The sequence below is a fragment of the Enterobacter sp. BIGb0383 genome (assembly GCF_003751845.1).
GTDB lineage: Bacteria > Pseudomonadota > Gammaproteobacteria > Enterobacterales > Enterobacteriaceae > BIGb0383.
The window spans coordinates 867916-885956 of sequence record NZ_RJKQ01000001.1 but is presented as its reverse complement, the minus strand read 5'-3'; the positions used below and the strand labels follow the sequence as shown (position 1 = coordinate 885956).

16 protein-coding genes are annotated in these 18041 nt (G+C 57.1%); 8 read left to right on the top strand and 8 right to left on the bottom strand.

Features of this window, described 5'->3' with window-relative positions:
• Positions 1–8: 8 nt before the first annotated feature.
• Both sufE and EDF81_RS04275 read left to right on the top strand, forming a co-directional pair.
• Entirely contained in the window at positions 9–431 is a 423-nt protein-coding gene (gene sufE, locus EDF81_RS04280; protein WP_123346563.1) for a cysteine desulfuration protein SufE, read from the top strand.
• A gap of 98 nt (positions 432–529) precedes the next feature.
• Complete coding sequence (locus tag EDF81_RS04275; protein ID WP_123346561.1) at positions 530–1522, top strand: L,D-transpeptidase family protein; 993 nt, start codon at positions 530–532, stop codon at positions 1520–1522.
• 54 nt (positions 1523–1576) lie between these two features.
• Here the strand turns inward: EDF81_RS04275 and lpp are convergent, their stop codons facing one another.
• From lpp to EDF81_RS04255, 4 genes are all read right to left on the bottom strand, one after another.
• Positions 1577–1813 carry a murein lipoprotein Lpp gene (gene lpp / locus EDF81_RS04270; RefSeq protein WP_010430241.1) on the bottom strand — a complete coding sequence of 79 codons (237 nt, stop codon included), beginning with the start codon at positions 1811–1813 and terminating at the stop codon, positions 1577–1579.
• A 310-nt stretch (positions 1814–2123) separates the two neighbouring features.
• Positions 2124–3536, bottom strand: coding sequence for a pyruvate kinase PykF (gene pykF, locus EDF81_RS04265; RefSeq protein WP_123346559.1), 1413 nt, complete (start codon positions 3534–3536; stop codon positions 2124–2126).
• A gap of 399 nt (positions 3537–3935) precedes the next feature.
• Positions 3936–5081: a PLP-dependent aspartate aminotransferase family protein gene (locus EDF81_RS04260; protein ID WP_123346557.1), complete on the bottom strand. Its 1146-nt coding sequence runs from the start codon at positions 5079–5081 to the stop codon at positions 3936–3938.
• 10 nt (positions 5082–5091) lie between these two features.
• Complete coding sequence (locus EDF81_RS04255; protein WP_123346555.1) at positions 5092–6462, bottom strand: cystathionine beta-synthase; 1371 nt, start codon at positions 6460–6462, stop codon at positions 5092–5094.
• Between the two features lie 421 nt (positions 6463–6883).
• Between EDF81_RS04255 and EDF81_RS04250 the strand changes: the two genes are divergently transcribed.
• From EDF81_RS04250 to EDF81_RS04240, 3 genes are read left to right on the top strand one after another with little or no spacing between them, the layout of a single operon-like run.
• Complete coding sequence (locus EDF81_RS04250) at positions 6884–7906, top strand: methionine ABC transporter ATP-binding protein (protein WP_123346554.1); 1023 nt, start codon at positions 6884–6886, stop codon at positions 7904–7906.
• Positions 7899–8567: a methionine ABC transporter permease gene (locus tag EDF81_RS04245; RefSeq protein WP_123346553.1), complete on the top strand. Its 669-nt coding sequence runs from the start codon at positions 7899–7901 to the stop codon at positions 8565–8567. Before EDF81_RS04250 ends, EDF81_RS04245 begins: the two co-directional genes overlap by 8 nt.
• 21 nt (positions 8568–8588) lie before the next feature.
• Positions 8589–9401, top strand: coding sequence for a MetQ/NlpA family ABC transporter substrate-binding protein (locus EDF81_RS04240; protein ID WP_123346551.1), 813 nt, complete (start codon positions 8589–8591; stop codon positions 9399–9401).
• Between the two features lie 49 nt (positions 9402–9450).
• On the opposite strand, the gene EDF81_RS04235 is transcribed toward EDF81_RS04240, so the two are convergent.
• The gene (locus EDF81_RS04235) at positions 9451–10980 is read right to left on the bottom strand and encodes a SpoVR family protein (protein ID WP_123346549.1); all 1530 of its coding nucleotides are present in this window, start codon (positions 10978–10980) and stop codon (positions 9451–9453) included.
• A 321-nt stretch (positions 10981–11301) separates the two neighbouring features.
• Between EDF81_RS04235 and EDF81_RS04230 the strand changes: the two genes are divergently transcribed.
• Positions 11302–12600 (top strand): D-amino acid dehydrogenase, encoded by a 1299-nt coding sequence (locus EDF81_RS04230; RefSeq protein WP_123346547.1) that lies wholly within the window; start codon positions 11302–11304, stop codon positions 12598–12600.
• Between the two features lie 9 nt (positions 12601–12609).
• A complete protein-coding gene (gene dadX, locus EDF81_RS04225) occupies positions 12610–13680 on the top strand; it encodes a catabolic alanine racemase DadX (RefSeq protein WP_123346545.1) in 1071 nt (356 codons plus the stop codon).
• 15 nt (positions 13681–13695) lie between these two features.
• Here the strand turns inward: dadX and EDF81_RS04220 are convergent, their stop codons facing one another.
• Positions 13696–15429: a potassium/proton antiporter gene (locus tag EDF81_RS04220; RefSeq protein WP_123346543.1), complete on the bottom strand. Its 1734-nt coding sequence runs from the start codon at positions 15427–15429 to the stop codon at positions 13696–13698.
• A gap of 96 nt (positions 15430–15525) precedes the next feature.
• Positions 15526–16440: a muramoyltetrapeptide carboxypeptidase gene (gene ldcA / locus EDF81_RS04215; protein WP_123346542.1), complete on the bottom strand. Its 915-nt coding sequence runs from the start codon at positions 16438–16440 to the stop codon at positions 15526–15528.
• Positions 16441–16532: 92 nt separating this feature from the next.
• On the opposite strand from ldcA, the gene emtA reads away from it, so the two are divergent.
• The gene (gene emtA / locus EDF81_RS04210) at positions 16533–17147 is read left to right on the top strand and encodes a membrane-bound lytic murein transglycosylase EmtA (protein ID WP_123346540.1); all 615 of its coding nucleotides are present in this window, start codon (positions 16533–16535) and stop codon (positions 17145–17147) included.
• Here the strand turns inward: emtA and EDF81_RS04205 are convergent, their stop codons facing one another.
• On the bottom strand, positions 17148–17882 hold the full coding sequence (locus tag EDF81_RS04205; RefSeq protein ID WP_123347672.1) for a flagellar brake protein: 735 nt from the start codon (positions 17880–17882) through the stop codon (positions 17148–17150). It abuts the gene before it with no gap.
• Positions 17883–18041 lie beyond the last annotated feature (159 nt).

Below are 18041 nucleotides of genomic sequence, written 5' to 3'. Positions count from 1 at the left end.
AAAGTGTAATGGCAAGTTTACCGGATAAAGAAAAACTGTTGCGCAACATCAACCGTTGCGCCAACTGGGAAGAAAAGTATCTGTACATCATCGAGCTGGGGCAGCGGCTGCCCGAGCTGAGCAAAGAGGCGCACGGTCCGCAGAACATTATCCAGGGCTGTCAGAGCCAGGTGTGGATTGTGATGGAGCGCAATGCGCAAGGGCGTGTTGAACTCGTCGGCGACAGCGATGCGGCGATTGTGAAAGGGCTGATTGCGGTGGTCTTTATCCTCTACCAGCAGATGACCCCGCAGGATATCCTGGCGTTCGATGTCCGGCCGTGGTTTGAACAAATGGCGCTGACTCAGCACCTGACTCCATCCCGCTCTCAGGGACTGGAGGCGATGATTCGCGCCATCCGTGACAAAGCCCAGGGTTTCGTCCAGGCTTAAACTATCAGACAGCGTTGATCCTGTTTTCGCGGGGCCGCCAGTCGGCCCCGCTCTGCATTCAGCTTTCCGGCAGCCTGCCGGTGATAAGGGGATCTTTTATGAAACGCGCTTCTTTGCTTACGCTTCTTCTTCTGAGCTCCTTCTGCACCGTGCCGACGGCGGGTGCGACGGAATATCCTTTACCGCCGGCCGGCAGCCGCCTGATTGGGCAAAACCAGCTCTATACCGTCCAGGCAGGCGATCGCAACCTGCAGGCTATTGCCCGGCGTTTTAATACCGGTGCCCAGCTGCTGCTTGAGGCGAATAACACCGTTTCGCCGGTGCAGCCTCTGCCGGGGACCGTGATGACTATTCCGACGCAGCTACTCCTGCCGGACACGCCGCGGGAGGGTATTGTGGTGAATCTGGCCGAGCTGCGGCTCTACTACTTCCCGCCGGGGGAGAACAGCGTCCAGGTTTACCCTATCGGCATCGGCCAGCTGGGGCTGGAAACGCCTGAGATGACCACCCGTATCAGCCAGAAGATCCCCAATCCCACCTGGACGCCGCCAGCCGGCATACGCGCCCGCTCTAAGGCCGCAGGCATTACGCTGCCCGCCGTGGTACCAGCAGGGCCATATAACCCCCTGGGACGCTATGCGCTGCGTCTGGGCTACGGTAATGGCGAATACCTTATCCACGGCACCAACGCGCCTGACAGCGTCGGGCTACGCGTCAGCTCCGGCTGTATTCGTATGAACGCGCCCGATATCGAAGCGCTGTTCTCACAGGCGGCGGCCGGAACGACCGTGCGCATTATCAACGAGCCGATTAAATTCTCGCTGGAGCCGGACGGCACCCGCTATCTGGAAGTGCATCGTCCGCTATCGCGCAACGAAGGGGAGAATACCCAGACGATGGCCTTTGAGCGCAGCGACGACCTGAAGCAGTTTATTGTTGCGGCAGGCGATGCCAGCGGGCGTGCAGAACAGGTGTTAAATCGTCGGGTGGGTTATCCCGTGGCGCTATCGGCAAAGCTCGAGGGTGGGGCGGTACCGGTGCAGTCGGTCAGTAACGACGACGCGGGGAAGGCGGTGGATCACCAGGGGTAAACGCGAGGCAAAAAAAATGGCGCACAGTGTGCGCCATTTTTATTACAGGTACTATTACTTACGGTATTTAGTAGCCTGGTTGTCAAGACGCTGGTTAGCGCGAGCTGCGTCGTCTTTAGCAGCCTGAACGTCGGAACGGATTGCGTTCACGTCGTTGCTCAGCTGGTCAACTTTAGCGTTCAGAGTCTGAACGTCAGAAGACAGCTGATCGATTTTAGCGTTGCTGGAGCAACCTGCCAGCAGAGTAGAACCCAGGATTACCGCGCCCAGTACCAGTTTAGTACGATTCATTATTAATACCCTCTAGATTGAGTTAATCTCCATGTAGCGTTACAAGTATTACACAAAGTTTTTTATGTTGAGAATATTTTTTTGATGGGAATACCCTTAAATTTGATCGTTCGCTCAAAGAACCAGCGACTTTCTGTGAACCACTTAAAAAACCGTGTTAAAACAGCGTGCTTTAATCGGATTCGTCTTACATAATTTGAGCTTTAAATAGTAAAATACGATTTGCTTTTTTATTGAGAAGCGTGAACGAAAAATAAAAAAAGGCGCCCGGAGGCGCCTTTTTTACACGAACGAAGCGTTCGGATAATTATTACAGTACGTGGACAGAAGAGGTATTGGTGGTGCCAGCAGATACCAGCGCACCGGAAACCATCACAACCACGTCGCCTTTCTGTGCCAGACCGCTTTCCAGCGCGGCTTCTTTACCCAGACGGTAGAAATCATCGGTAGAGGAGATCTCTTTCACCAGCTGCGCGGTAACGCCTTTGCTCAGCACCAGCTGACGCGCGGTCACTTCGTTGGTGGTCAGGGCCAGGATGGTGGCATCCGGGAAGTATTTACGTACGGCACGTGCAGATTTACCGCCCTGGGTAGCAACCACGATCAGCGGCGCTTCCAGTTTCTCTGCGGTTTCAACGGCGCTGCGGCAAACGGCTTCGGTGATGCGCAGTTTACGGCTGTCGTTGTTGTAATCCAGACGGCTGGTCATCACGCGGTCGGTACGTTCACAGATGGTCGCCATGATGGTCACGGATTCCAGCGGGTATTTACCCTTCGCGGATTCACCGGACAGCATCACGGCATCGGTGCCGTCGATGATGGCGTTCGCGACGTCACCGGCTTCTGCGCGGGTCGGACGCGGGTTTTTGATCATGGAGTCGAGCATCTGGGTTGCGGTGATCACCAGCTTACGTGCGCGCACGCACTTCTCGATCATCATCTTCTGCGCGAAGATCACTTCTTCAACCGGGATTTCAACGCCCAGGTCGCCACGAGCAACCATGATGCCGTCAGACGCTTCGAGGATTTCGTCGAAGTTGTTCAGGCCTTCCTGGTTTTCGATTTTGGAGATGATCTGAATGTGCTCGCCGCCGTGCGCTTTCAGGTGCTCACGGATTTCAACCACGTCGGAACGCTTACGAATAAAGGAAGCGGCAACAAAGTCCACGCCCTGTTCGCAGCCGAAGATCAGGTCCTGTTTATCTTTCTCTGCCAGCGCCGGCAGGGCAATGGAAACGCCCGGCAGGTTAACGCCTTTGTTTTCGCCCAGGTCGCCGTTGTTCAGCACTTTACAAACAACATTGTCGCCATTGATAGCGGTCACTTCCATACCGATCAGACCATCGTCGACCAGCACGGTGTTGCCCACCTGCAGGTCGCTGGTGAGGCCAGCGTAGGTAACGGCAACGATGTCGCTGTTACCGACAACGGTTTTGTCGGTGGTGAAAGTGAAGGTCTGGCCTGCTTTCAGAGAAACGTCGTTACCGCCTTCCAGCTTAATGGTACGGATTTCCGGACCTTTAGTGTCGAGCAGGATCGCCGCTTTTTTACCGGTTTTGCTCATCACGTTGCGCAAGTTCTGGATGCGCTGGCCGTGTTCAGCATAGTCACCGTGAGAGAAGTTCAGACGCATGACGTTCATGCCCGCGTCCAGCATCTTGGTTAACATCTCTTCGGATTCGGTTTTCGGGCCGATGGTGCAAACAATTTTGGTCTTTTTCATGACAGTTTTAGTCTTTAAGTTGAGAAGGATGGGAAATCATGCCCCGTGGGCGAAGCCGCGGAACGAAACCTGTGTTGCGAAATTTGTGGTGCCACGCAGTAAGGATAGGTGACATAAAAAAAGCGTGCAGAGATATGTGTGTCGGAGTTTCAGCCCGAACGGGAGAGCAATGAAGGCGTTGTTGAATTCTGCTGACCAATGCGCTGAAACCTTTCAATAGGGGTTCTGCGCGCATTATATGATGAAAACTATGCAAAAGGAAAATAAAAACAGCGTTTCAAAAAACTTCTGTGCAGTTCCACAACAGATTGTTATTAAAGCGTTAACTCTGCCCGAATATGACAGATTTGTGAGGAAGCCGACCTTGACGGCAAAATGCCGCCAGGATCGGCTAAACACTCAGTCTGCCAGCGCCTGGCGCAGATCGTTAATCAGGTCCTGTGGGTCCTCAATGCCTACCGACAAGCGGATCAGCTGCGGCGTGATGCCGCCCGCCAGCCGCTGTTCAAGTGGGATTGAGGCATGCGTCATGGCAAAAGGCTGGCTGACCAGACTCTCCACGCCGCCCAGGCTCTCGGCGAGGGTGAATAATTTGAGGCGGGTAATAAACTGGCTGGCGCGTTGCGCATCGCCTTTGATAACGACCGAGATCATGCCGCCTGCCAGTGCCATCTGCCGTTGCGCAAGCGCGTGGTGAGGATGCGACTTCAGCCACGGGAACCAGACCCGCTCGATCTGCGGATGCGCTTCCAGCCAGTGGGCGAGGGTCAGCGCGTTGCTACTGTGGCGTTCCATGCGCAACGCCAGCGTGCGGATACCGCGCAGGGTCAGAAAACTACTGAACGGATCGAGCACGCCGCCGACGGCGTTCTGCAGATAGCCAAGCTGTTCCGCCAGGGCGGCGTTATCCCCGACCACCGCCAGGCCCGCGACCACGTCCGAATGACCGTTCAGATATTTGGTGGCCGAATGCACCACAATATCAAAGCCGAGGGGGATCGGCCGCTGGATGGCCGGAGACGCAAAGGTATTGTCGGCCACGCTAATCAGCTTATGCCGACGGGCGATATCGGCGATGGCGGCGAGATCGGCCAGCTTTAATAGCGGGTTGGTGGGCGTTTCCACCCAGATCATTCGGGTGTCGGGGCGAATGGCCGCCTCCAGCGCCACCAGGTTATCAGGGCTTACCCAGCTCACCTGCAGGCCTGCGCTGCGACGACGAACGTTTTCCACCAGCCGGTATGTCCCGCCGTACACGTCATCAACGGCAATAATATGGCTGTCCTTATCCAGCAGCTCCAGCACCGTGGCGCTGGCGGCCAGGCCGGAGGCAAAAGCGTAGCCCCGGGTACCGCCTTCCAGCTCGGCAATGGCCGTCTCCAGCACGTGGCGCGTTGGGTTGCCGCTGCGGGAATACTCATACCCGGTATGCTGTCCCGGCGCGGGCTGGGCAAAGGTCGAGGTGGCATAGATAGGCGGCATCACCGCCCCGTGTGGATCGGTAAACTGGCCGCTGTGGACGCTAAGCGTTGCGAGATTTTTCATGTTGGTTTCCTTATTGTTCTAAACGGTTACGCCAGCGGGTCAGTACGTCGCTGCGTGTCACCAGCCCGAGAAAACGGTGCCCGTCGACAATGACGGCGACCTGACCCCGGTCAAAAATGGGTTTTAAGGCACTTTCCGGGGCGTGTTTATCCAGACGTTCAACGTCCCGGGTCATGGCCTCTTTTACCGGCAGGGAGAAACGACGGCTGTCGCCTTCGACATGGCCCAGCAGATCCCACTCATCGATAATGCCGACCAGGCTGTTGCCCTCCAGCACGGGAAGCTGGGAGATGTCATACAGGCGCATCCTCGCCAGGACGGTGGAGAGGGTGTCGTCCGGTGCGGCGGTGACGGTGGCGCCTTCGTCATGACGCAGGGCGATAAAATCACTTAGATCCCCGGCGGTTGGGCGTTCCAGCAGTCCTTGCTGACGCATCCAGTCATCGTTAAACATTTTCGAGAGATACTTATTGCCGCTGTCGCAGGCGAAGGTCACCACGCGCTTTGGCGTCGTCTGCGCCTGGCAGTAGCGCAACGCGGCGCTAAGCAGCGTGCCGGTCGATGACCCGGCGAGGATCCCTTCCGTTTTCAGCAGATCGCGGGCGGTCGTGAATGCTTCCCGGTCGCTGACGCGCCAGGCCTGACGGACATTCTCCAGCTGTGAAAGGGGCGGAATAAAATCTTCCCCGATCCCTTCCACCAGCCAGGATCCGGCTTCGCCGTGGCGTCCCAGCTCAATCTGGTCCGCCAGAATCGACCCCGCCGGATCGGCAAGAATAAATTCGGTGTGCGGTGAGTGGCGAGCAAACCAGCTCTGCAGCCCGCCGAGCGTGCCGCCAGAACCGACCCCGACGACGACCGCGTCGATACGCTCCTCCATCTGCCGGAACAGCTCAGGCGCGGTGGTGGTGATATGGGCCAGCGGATTGGCCGGATTATTAAACTGATCGATATAAAACGCGCCTTCCGTCTCCTCTGCCAGACGGCGGGCATAGTCCTGATAGTACGCCGGATGGCCTTTATTGACGTCGGAGCGGGTGAGCACCACTTGTGCCCCCAGCGCCCGCAGGTGGAAAATCTTTTCGCGGCTCATCTTGTCAGGAACCACAAGAATCAGCGCGTAACCTTTCTGCGCGGCGATCAGCGCCAGCCCGAGGCCGGTATTCCCGGCGGTGGCTTCCACCAGGGTGCCGCCGGGCTTAAGCAGCCCCTGCTTCTCCGCTTCGTTAATCATCGACAGCGCAACACGGTCTTTAATCGAACCGCCGGGGTTCTGGTTTTCCAGCTTTAAAAACAGTTCACAGGGGCCGGTATTCAGCTTGTGTAGCTGAAGCAGCGGCGTCTGGCCGATCAGTTCGCTGACCGAGTGAAAAATTGCCATCTTCATTTACCTGAGTGGGGAACATGGCCGGATGATAGGACTGTAAAAACGCGGTCAAAAAGAACATTTCTCTGTGATTAATAGCAAACGGGAATATGAACCACTGTTTAGATGGCGGGATGGCAAGCCGTCGGGGAGTGTGGATGTATCGATGTCCAGATAAGCAGGTAAATGCGCAATAAACGTCCATTTTTGACCGGCGAACCCGCCGCTACCGCCGGCGAACGCATAACCATTCCTGAAATTAAGCTTAGGGCGTTTTGCCGCACCGCAGGCTGCTTATCGTTTTTAGTTATATGAAATACCTTTTTGGTGGTTCAAAACATAACGGCGGGTGACTATTATCGTTTGGACATCCATACTGCTAAACAGACTGACAATTAGCAGACCAGCACAACGCGGTTGCGGATACGATAACGATATGATTGTACTTAGTAATATTTCGAAAATTTTTGCTCATGGCAAAGCCCCTGTCACCGCCGTGGACAAGGTCAACCTGACCATTGAACAGGGGCAGATTTACGGGATTATTGGCTACAGCGGCGCGGGCAAAAGTACCCTGATTCGCCTGCTCAACGGCCTGGAAAAACCGACCTCCGGGTCGGTGACCATTAACGGCCAGGATATTTCGGCGGCTAAAGGGGAAGCCCTGCGCCAGGCCCGGCTGAAAATCAGTATGGTGTTCCAGCACTTCAACCTGCTGTGGTCGCGTACCGTCAGTGAAAATATTGCGTTCTCAATGCAGATCGCCGGGACGCCGAAGGCGCAGATCCGCGAGCGAGTTGCAGAACTCATTGCGCTGGTGGGGCTGACCGGGCGTGAGAATGCCTATCCGTCCCAGCTCAGCGGCGGCCAGAAACAGCGCGTCGGTATTGCCCGCGCTCTGGCAAATAACCCTGACGTGCTGCTGTGCGATGAGGCCACGTCCGCGCTGGACCCGCAAACGACAGATCAAATTCTCGACCTGCTGCTGGACATTAACCGCCGCTTTAAGCTGACCATCGTGCTGATCACCCATGAGATGCACGTGGTGCGTAAAATCTGCGATCGCGTGGCGGTGATGGAAGACGGCAAAGTGGTGGAAGAGGGCGAAGTGCTGCAGGTCTTTACCCATCCGCAGCAGCCGATTACCCGCCAGTTTGTGCGTCAGGTTAGCCAGTACGCGGAAGAAGAGGCGTTTAACCCGCAGCTGAGCAGCGATCTGGACGGGGCGGTGATTAAGCTGACATTTACCGGCAGCAGCACGCACCAGCCCGTCGTCGGGGAACTGACCCTGCGCTACGGCCTGCCGTTTAATATTCTGCACGGCAAAATGACCCAGACCGCCCACGGCGTCTTCGGTCAGCTCTGGGTGCATGTAAACGCCAGTGAAGAACAATTAGCTAAGATCCTCGCAGATTTGCGCAACAGCGAGATTAACTGCGAGGTAATTAAGCATGACTGAGTCCCTGTTTCCGCATCTGAAGTGGCCCCAGCTGTGGTCCGCCACCCTGGAAACCCTCTATATGACCGCGCTGTCCGGCGCTGCCACCTTTGTGTTGGGCATCGCGCTGGGTCTGGCGCTCTTCCTGACCGCTCGCGGCGGGCTGTTCCAGAACCGGGCGATCTACAGCGTGATCTCTATCCTGGTGAACGTTTTCCGCTCGATCCCGTTCATCATTTTGATCGTGCTGCTGATCCCGTTCACCAAGGCCATCGTCGGCACGATTCTGGGGGCCGATGCCGCCTTACCGGCGCTGATTGTCGGGGCTGCACCGTTTTATGCTCGCCTGGTGGAAATTGCGCTGCGCGAAGTCGATAAAGGCGTGATTGAGGCGACCCGCTCGATGGGTGCACGTCTCAGCACCTTAATTTTTCGGGTACTGATCCCGGAATCATCACCCGCTCTGGTGTCCGGCATTACGGTGACGCTGATTGCGCTGGTTAGCTACAGCGCGATGGCAGGCGTTATCGGCGCTGGCGGGTTAGGAAATCTTGCATATCTGGAAGGATTCCAGCGTAACCATGGCGACGTCACGCTGGTGGCGACGGTGACCATTCTGATCATCGTCTTCATCATCCAGTTCTGCGGCGACGCCATTACCTCTCTGTTAGACAAACGCTAATAAAATACGGAAACCAACATCATGAAAAAGACACTGACACTGATTGCCGCAGCGACCCTTTCCGCCCTGAGCTTTGCCTCCTGGGCTGATACCCTGACCGTAGGCGCATCCAACGTGCCGCACGCGGAGATCCTCGAGCAGGCGAAGCCGATTCTGGCGAAGCAGGGCATCGATCTGGAAATCAAACCGTTCCAGGACTACATCCTGCCGAACACCGCTCTGGCCAGCCGTGAACTGGATGCTAACTACTTCCAGCATATTCCGTATCTGAACAGCGTCCTGAAGGATCATGCGGGCGATAAAACCTATGATTTCGTCAGCGCAGGCGCGATCCATATCGAGCCGATCGGTATCTACTCTAAAAAGCACAAATCCCTGAAAGATCTGCCGGAAGGCGGGAAGGTGATTATGCGTGACGCGGTGGCAGAAGAGGGACGTATCCTCTCTATCTTCGAAAAAGAGGGCGTGATCAAACTGAAGCCGGGCGTGGATAAAGTTGCGGCCCGTATCAGCGATATCGTTGAGAACCCGAAAAAACTGAAGTTCCTGCCGAACGTTGAAGGCGCGCTGCTGCCGCAGATGTACAACAATGACGAAGGTGACGCGGTGGTGATCAACGCTAACTACGCCATCGACGCCGGTCTGGATCCGGTTCATGACCCGATTGCGGTAGAAAGCGGCGAGAACAACCCGTACGCGAATATCATTACCGTGCATCGCGGCGATGAGAAGAAGAAAGATATCGTGGCGCTGGTGGACGTACTGCACTCGAAAGAGATTCAGGACTGGATCCGCACCAAGTACAAAGGTGCGGTTATCCCGGTGAATAACTGAGTTTCAGCACAATAAGAAAGAAAGGAGGCTTCGGCCTCCTTTCTGCGTTTTACAGCGGATTTTTCTGCGGGCAGCGTTCCAGCAGCTCCACGCTGCCGTCGGCGTTCTGCTGCTCAAGGATGATGTCAAAGCCCCACAGACGGTGAACGTGCTTAAGCACTTCACGACGGCCCTTATCCAGCGGGGCGCGGTTATGCGGGATATAGCGTAGAGTCAGCGAACGGTCGCCGCGCAGATCAACATTCCAGACCTGAATATTCGGCTCCAGATTGCTCAGATTGTACTGGGAAGAGAGTTTAGAGCGGATCTCGCGATAGCCCTCTTCATTATGGATCGCCGCAATCTCCAGGTAGTTATTGTGATCGTCATCGAGCACGGTAAACAGGCGGAAATCACGCATGATCTTCGGCGACAGGAACTGGCTGATAAAGCTCTCGTCCTTAAAGTCACGCATGGCGAAGTGCAGGGTATCCAGCCAGTCGGAGCCGGCGATATCCGGGAACCAGTATTTATCTTCCTCGGTGGGAGACTGACAGATACGCTTAATATCCTGGAACATGGCGAAGCCCAGCGCATAGGGGTTAATCCCGCTATACCAGGGACTGTTGTAGGGCGGCTGGAACACGACGTTGGTATGGCTGTGTAAGAACTCCAGCATAAAGCGCTCGGTAACCTTACCTTCGTCGTAGAGATGGTTAAGGATCGTATAGTGCCAGAAAGTCGCCCAGCCTTCGTTCATCACCTGGGTCTGCTTCTGCGGATAAAAATACTGGCTGACCTTGCGCACGATACGCAGGATCTCACGCTGCCACGGCTCCAGCAGCGGCGCGTTCTTCTCCATAAAATAGAGCAGGTTCTCCTGCGGCTCGGACGGGTAGCGGCGCGCTTCGGCGACGGTTTTCTCTTCTTCCCGTTTCGGCAGCGTGCGCCACAGGGTATTCACCTGGCTTTGCAGATAGGCTTCGCGGCTCTTCTGCCGGGCCTTCTCCTCCTGCAGGGAGATCTTTTGCGGGCGTTTATAGCGGTCGACGCCGTAATTCATCAGCGCATGGCAGGAGTCGAGCAGCTTCTCCACCTCGTCAACGCCGTAGCGCTCCTCGCATTCCGTAATGTATTTCCGGGCGAAGATCAGATAGTCAATAATCGAGCTGGCATCGGTCCAGCTGCGGAACAGGTAGTTATTTTTGAAGAAAGAGTTATGGCCGTAGCAGGCGTGGGCCATCACCAGTGCCTGCATGGTCACCGTGTTCTCTTCCATCAGATAGGCGATGCAGGGGTTCGAGTTAATGACGATTTCGTAGGCCAGTCCCTGCTGTCCGTGCTTATAGAGGCGCTCGGTTTCAATAAACTTTTTGCCGAATGACCAGTGGGGATAGTTAATGGGCATCCCGACGCTGGAGTAGGCATCCATCATCTGTTCGGAGGTGATCACTTCGATTTGATGCGGGTAGGTATCCAGCCGATACAGCTTCGCCACCCGATCAATTTCCGCCAGGTAGACATCCAGCAGGTCGAAAGTCCAGTCGGGTCCATCACTTAACCGAGTGCCGTCCTTATTCATGGAGTCAATCGTAGCCATTAGCGCGCCCTCATTGTTGGCGGCTCTCTCTCTGTGGAAAGCCTCAGATCAAGCATAGAACACCGGATAAAATTACGGGCAGCCCGCCGCTTTTTTTTCTGCGCGATTTCCGGATGTGCTTTGCGAAAAATCAGGAATTTATCAGCATTTTATACTGGGCAATTCCGCCGCTTAGCAGGAGATACCAAATTGCGCCTGAGCGCGGCAGAAGGGAAACCTGTGAGTTAAGTCACCATAAAAAAGCCGTATGTTGAATAACATTTTCATCTGGGTTATCAATTTGTAATCAGACGATTGTTCTTTTCATTTATCGGAGTGGCTATGCGTGTTGTCGTACTGGGAAGTGGCGTGGTCGGCGTAACCAGCGCCTGGTATTTGCGTCAGGCCGGGCATGAGGTAACGGTGATCGACAGGCAACCTGCCTCGGCGCTGGAAACCAGCGCCGCCAATGCCGGGCAGATCTCACCGGGCTATGCGGCGCCCTGGGCGGCACCGGGCGTGCCGCTGAAGGCGATAAAATGGATGTTTCAGCGCCACGCGCCGCTGGCTATCCGCCTCGACGGCACGGCATCTCAGCTGCGCTGGATGTGGCAGATGCTGCGCAACTGCGACACTCGCCACTATATGACCAACAAAGGCCGGATGGTGCGGCTGGCGGAATACAGCCGCGACTGCCTGAAAACCCTGCGTGCCGAAACCGGCATTGCCTATGAAGGACGTCAGGGCGGGACGCTTCAGCTCTTTCGCACCGCCCAGCAGTACGAAAATGCCACCCGCGATATCGCGGTGCTGCAGGATGCTGGCGTGCCGTATCAACTGCTGGAAGCGCAGCAGCTGGCCAGCGTTGAGCCGGGGCTGGCCTCGGTGGCCCACAAGCTGACCGGCGGCCTGCGCCTGCCCAATGATGAAACCGGCGATTGCCAGCTGTTTACCCAGCGGCTGGCGCAGATGGCGGAGCAGGCGGGCGTCGTCTTTCGCTACAATATGTCGGTGGATCGTCTCCTGAGCGAGGGCGGTAAAATCTACGGCGTAAAATGTGGCGACGAGGTGGTGAAGGCCGATGCGTACGTGATGGCCTTCGGCTCCTGGTCAACCTCCATGCTGAAGGGGCTGGTGGATATCCCGGTCTACCCACTCAAAGGCTATTCCCTGACGATCCCGGTGGCCGATCCCGACGGCGCGCCGGTTTCTACTATCCTTGATGAAACGTATAAAATCGCGATTACCCGTTTTGAAGAGCGTATTCGCGTCGGCGGTATGGCGGAGATCGTCGGCTTCGATACGGCCCTGCGCCAGCCCCGGCGGGAGACGCTGGAGATGGTGGTGCGGGATCTCTTCCCGCGGGGCGGCCACGTTGAGCAGGCCACCTTCTGGACCGGTTTGCGACCGATGACCCCGGACGGTACGCCGATTGTTGGCCGTACGGCATTCAGCAATCTGTGGCTGAACACCGGGCACGGCACCCTCGGCTGGACCATGGCCTGCGGCTCCGGCCAGCTGATCAGCGATCTGATTTCCGGCCGCACTCCGGCTATTGCCTGCGATGATTTAAGCGTGGCCCGCTACGGCGCGGACTTTATGCCGCAGCGCCCTCAGCATCTGCACGGCGTACAACAATAAGGAGCGTTCATGTCTCGTCCCGTTTGCGCCAGTCTCAGTCTGTCGGCGCTGCGTAACAATCTTCGCGTGGTGCGCCAGGCTGCACCGCATTCCAGCGTCTGGTCGGTGGTCAAAGCCAACGCCTACGGCCACGGTCTCGACCGGGTCTGGCAGGCCATGAGCGATACGGATGGCTTTGCGCTGCTCAATCTTGAAGAGGCGATCCTGCTGCGTGAGCGCGGCTGGAAAGGGCCGATTCTGCTGCTGGAAGGCTTCTTCCATGCGGATGAACTGGCGCTGCTGGATCGCTATCGTCTGACCACCAGCGTGCACAGCAACTGGCAGATTAAGGCGCTGCAGGAGGCGAATCTGAATGCGCCTCTGGATATCTATCTCAAAATAAACAGCGGGATGAACCGGCTGGGCTTTATGCCCGACCGGGCGCATCGCGTCTGGCAGCAGCTGCGCGCATTGCCCAACGTCGGGGATATCACCCTGATGTCGCATTTCGCCTCATCTGAACTGCCGGACGGGATCGATGCGCCGATGGTGCGTATTGCCCAGGCCTGCGAGGGAATTGAGGGCCCGCGCTCGCTGGCGAACTCTGCGGCGACCCTGTGGCACCCTGAAGCCCATTATGACTGGGTGAGGCCCGGCATCGTGCTCTACGGCGCGTCGCCTTCAGGTCAGTGGCAGGATATTGCCGACAGCGGCCTGAAGCCGGTCATGACCCTGCAGAGCGAAATTATTGCCGTGCAGACCCTGACGGCGGGCGAAACCGTGGGCTACGGCGGGCGCTATCGCGCCGCGGGTCCACAGCGGATTGGCATTGTGGCCTGCGGCTATGCGGACGGCTATCCACGGATCGCGGCTGAAGGGACGCCGGTGTTGGTGGATGGCATCCGCACCGGGCTGGTCGGGTCGGTGTCGATGGATATGCTGACGGTGGATTTAACGGCCTGTCCGCAGGCGGGCATTGGCTCCCGCGTCGAGCTGTGGGGCAATGAGATCAAGATTGATGAGGTCGCGGCGGGAGCGGGTACGGTCGGCTATGAGCTGATGTGCGCCCTTGCACCGCGCGTACCCGTTGTGACAGTGTAACTCGTTACGAGGCGGTCAGACCGCCTCGTCTTCCACGGCGCGCACGCCGACTTTCAGAATCGCGTTATCTTCTTTTTCCGCGACCACCCAGACCATCCCGGCAAACTCGACCTGGTCGCCGACCACCGGGGCGGCACCTAACAGGTGAGAGACGATATCGCCCAGCGACTGCTGCGCATCCTGGTACTCTTCACCCGTTTCCAGACCGTAGATCATCGCCACGTCAGCGAAAAGGGCGTTGGCTTCCAGAATAAAGTCCCCGAAGAAGCGGTGATCCAGCGCCACCGGCGGCGTCTGGCTAAACAGCTTGCCCAGCGCCGGGATATCGCGTTCGCGACCAATCACGCAGAGAATATCGCCTTCCCGCAGTCGGGTGCTGCCGGTGGGATGCAGCAGGGTATTATCGCGGAACAGGGCGGCGATACGCGTTTCCTGAGGCATATGCAGATCGCGCAGGGATGCGCCAACGCACCATTTATCGGCGCTGAGCTGATAAACCAGCTGCTCCCAGGGGTTCTCCGGGTGAATATCCAGCCCGACCCGGGAAACCGGCAGGCCCACGGGCGGCACCACCACTTTGGCTTTTTTCGCCGCCCAGGAGAGCGAGGTGCCCTGGAACAGGAGCGAAATCAGCACCACAAAGAAGGCGAGATTAAAGAACAGATTCGCTCTGTCCAGCCCGGCCATCATCGGGAAAACGGCAAGGATAATCGGCACCGCACCGCGCAGGCCAACCCAGCTGATAAACACCCGTTCCCGCAGGTTAAAGCCTCGGAACGGCAGCAGGGCGGTAAAGACCGACATCGGGCGGGCGATAAAGATCATCCACGCCGAGAGGATCAGCGCCGGAATAGCGATAGGCAGTAGCTCAGAAGGCGTTACCAGCAGCCCCAGGACCAGGAACATACCGATCTGTGCCAGCCAGGCCACGCCGTCAAAGTTCTGCAGGATGCCGTAACGGTTACGAATCGGCCGGTTCCCCAGCACGAAACCGCAGAGATAGACGGCCAGGATGCCGCTGCCGTGCAGCGACGTGGTGAGGGCAAACACCATAATACCGCCGCTCAGGGCCAGCAGCGGATAGAGGCCAGGCGGCAGGGAAATGCGGTTAATCATCTGCTGCAGCAGGTAGCCCCCGGCGAGGCCAAACAGAATGCCGAGGCCGAACTCCTGTACAAAGTGCAGCAGGAACAGCCAGTCGAGGCCGGTTTCATGGTGCTGAATCATCTCGATCAGGGTGATGGTCAGGAACACTGCCATCGGATCGTTACTGCCTGATTCAATTTCCAGGGTTGAGCTGACGCGCTCGTTCAGCCCTTTCCCGCCGAGCAGGGAGAAGACCGCTGCGGCATCCGTCGAGCCGACAATCGCGCCGATCAGCAGACCTTCTATCGGGTTAAGGTTAAACAGCCAGGCCGCCATCATGCCGGTCATCCCGGCGGTAATCAGGACGCCAACCGTTGCCAGCGACAGGGCCGGGCCGAGCGCCACGCGAAAAGAGCTTGCCTGGGTTCGCATGCCGCCATCGAGGAGGATCACCGCCAGCGCCAGGTTACTCACCAGATAGGCAAGAGGGTAGTTATTGAAGGGGATCCCGCCAATACCATCGACCCCGGCGAGCATACCGATAGCTAAGAAGATCACCAGGATGGGAATACCAAGACGGGAAGAGAATGAACTTAATAAAATACTGCAGGTTACTAATACGGAACCCAAAATAAACAGACTGATTATTGCCCCGGCGTCCAATGTATGCTTTCTCCTTACCCTTTTTGGCTGAACTTGACAAAACGTTACCATATTAACGGCAGACGTAATGGATAAATAAGGGCCAAAAGAGACTTTTTATTCATTAAGCACGGGATGATCGCAGATTGTTAGCTGATATTGAGATCCTGAACGGGAAAGTGCCGCGCGCGCCCCGATGGGCAGGGTAACGGTTTGCGGCTCATGACCAAAAGCCAGGCCGGTGATAAGCGGTACAGACAGGCGCGAGCGCAGGTACTCAACCATCGTCTCCAGGCTGTAACCCGCGTCATAATCGTTGGGCGCGGCGCCGCTAAAGCTGCCGAGCACGATGGCCCGCTGACGCTGAAGGATCCCCGTATGCAGTAACTGCATCATCATGCGTTCAACCCGGAAGGGGTGTTCGTTAATATCCTCCAGCACCAGGATACCGTCCTGGATCTCCGGCAGCCACGGGGTGCCGATCAGCGAGGTCAGCATCGCCAGATTGCCGCCCCAGAGCGTGCCTTCCACGTCGCAGTCCGGGCCGTCACTCTGCCACTCAATATTCAGGGTCGGATTGCGCAGTGCACGCCAGAAATGGTCCAGGGTGAAGGCGTCGAGGGTCTCCGCCCCGAAATTACCGGCCAGCATCGGGCCGCTAAAGGTAATCACCCTGCCGGTTGCCAGCAGCCCGAGCTGAATCACGGTAAAGTCGCTGTGGCCGCAAATCAGCAGCGGATTTTTCTGCTGACGGCGCGCCAGTCCTGCCCAGTCGATGCTCGCCAGCAGTCGGCTGGCCCCGTATCCGCCGCGCACGGCCAGCACGATACGGTTCGTGGCGTCGAGCTGAACCAGGTCGTTGATGTCGGCCAGCCGCTGCGCATCCGATCCCGCAAAACGCTGCTCGCGGCGGGTAATCACCTGCTGGTTGTCGACGCGGTGCCCGGCCTGCTGCAGTCGCGAAACGGCTCTTGCCGCCGCGTCCTGGTTAATGCAGTAACCCGACGGTGCCACTAAATGAAACGCTGACATAGGATTTCCTTGCTGACATTCGGAGTGAAACCTTTATACACTTTACCCTTCGGGCCGTCGTGACGGCAGATTTCCGGTAAAAGGATCGAGACGTGAGAATACAGTGGGTTGCTTTATTAGCCGTTTTACTCGCTGGCTGTACCAGCACAAAGCAGGATTATACCAGTCCGCCGTGGAACCCGGAACAGCCGGTCAAACGCGCCATGCAGTGGATGCCGATCACGGAAAAAGCCGGTGAGGCCTGGGGCGTGAGCCCGCGCCTGGTCACGGCCATTATCGCCGTGGAATCCGGCGGTAACCCGGAACTGGTCAGTAAATCCAACGCGGTGGGCCTGATGCAGCTTAAAGCCTCAACGGCCGGGCGGGAAGTGTATCGCCATATGGGCTGGAGCGGGGAACCGACGACCGGCGAGCTGAAAAACCCTGAACGCAATATTTCGATGGGGACGGCCTACCTGAGCATTCTTGAACACGGGATCCTGGCCGGGATAAAAGACCCCGAGGTGATGCAGTACGCGCTGGTTGTCTCGTATGTTAACGGTGCCGGTGCACTACTGAGAACCTTCTCCTCAGATCGCAAGGCGGCGATTGAGGAGATCAACGATCTCAGCGCGGAAGGTTTTGTTGACCACGTAGCCAAAAAACATCCCGCGCCGCAGGCACCGCGCTATATCTGGAAAGTACGTAAAGCGATGGATGTGATGTAGTCAGCGCACCTTGCTGGCTTTTTCGCGCGCTTCACGCTCAAGCGAATAGATAATTCGCTGCAGTTCACGCTCCACCGCCGGGCTGACGTTAAGGAAACGGAAGCTCAGGCGTGGAGTGGTAATGGTTTCATTCTTGCTGTCGACCACTTTGCGTTCGCTGATCGCCAGCAGCTGGGCGTCAAAACGGAATATTCCCCACGCGGCCATATCCAGTTCAATCTGCGAAAAACGAATGCCCGGGCGCAGGTCTTCCGGCGCAGGACCATCCATCAGTGCGCCCATTCCGCCCAGAGAGAGGTCGAAGAGGCGGAAGCGGAGTTCGCTCTTATCCGGCATTAAAGCGCGGCAGTAGTAAGAGGGATGCAGCGGGGCGTTGATACGGAAATACTCCCGTCGCTGCACAAACCACAGATTATCCGGAAGCGGCATCTCAAAGGCCGGCAGATCCTGATACTCCCCGACATGGAACTGAGCGACGGCAAACTCCACTTTCGCACCGTGGGTTTCCGCGGCGATTTCAATCAGGGTTGCCCGCTGTACCGCACGGTTTTCATAATCCTGACTGCCGAAGTCCACCACCAGTCGGTCGGCGGTCACCTCGAGAATACGGCTGATAAACTGCCCGCCGCTGCCCCACGAAATGCGCAGCGGGATCTGATCTTTTTGCAGATCGCGCAAAATACCCATCACCGCCAGCGGGTTCTGTTTTAGAAATTGTTCACTGTAATTGCTCACGCCATAAGGCTCCATGATCACAGACTGTCGATGAATTATCGGCACACCTGCAGGGAACTTAAGGTAAATGATTAACATTTTTGTTAGTCGGCGAAAAAAACAGCGCCGCGGTCATCTTATACCCAATATGACCCGAATCTAAGCGGTTTCAGCGGGGAA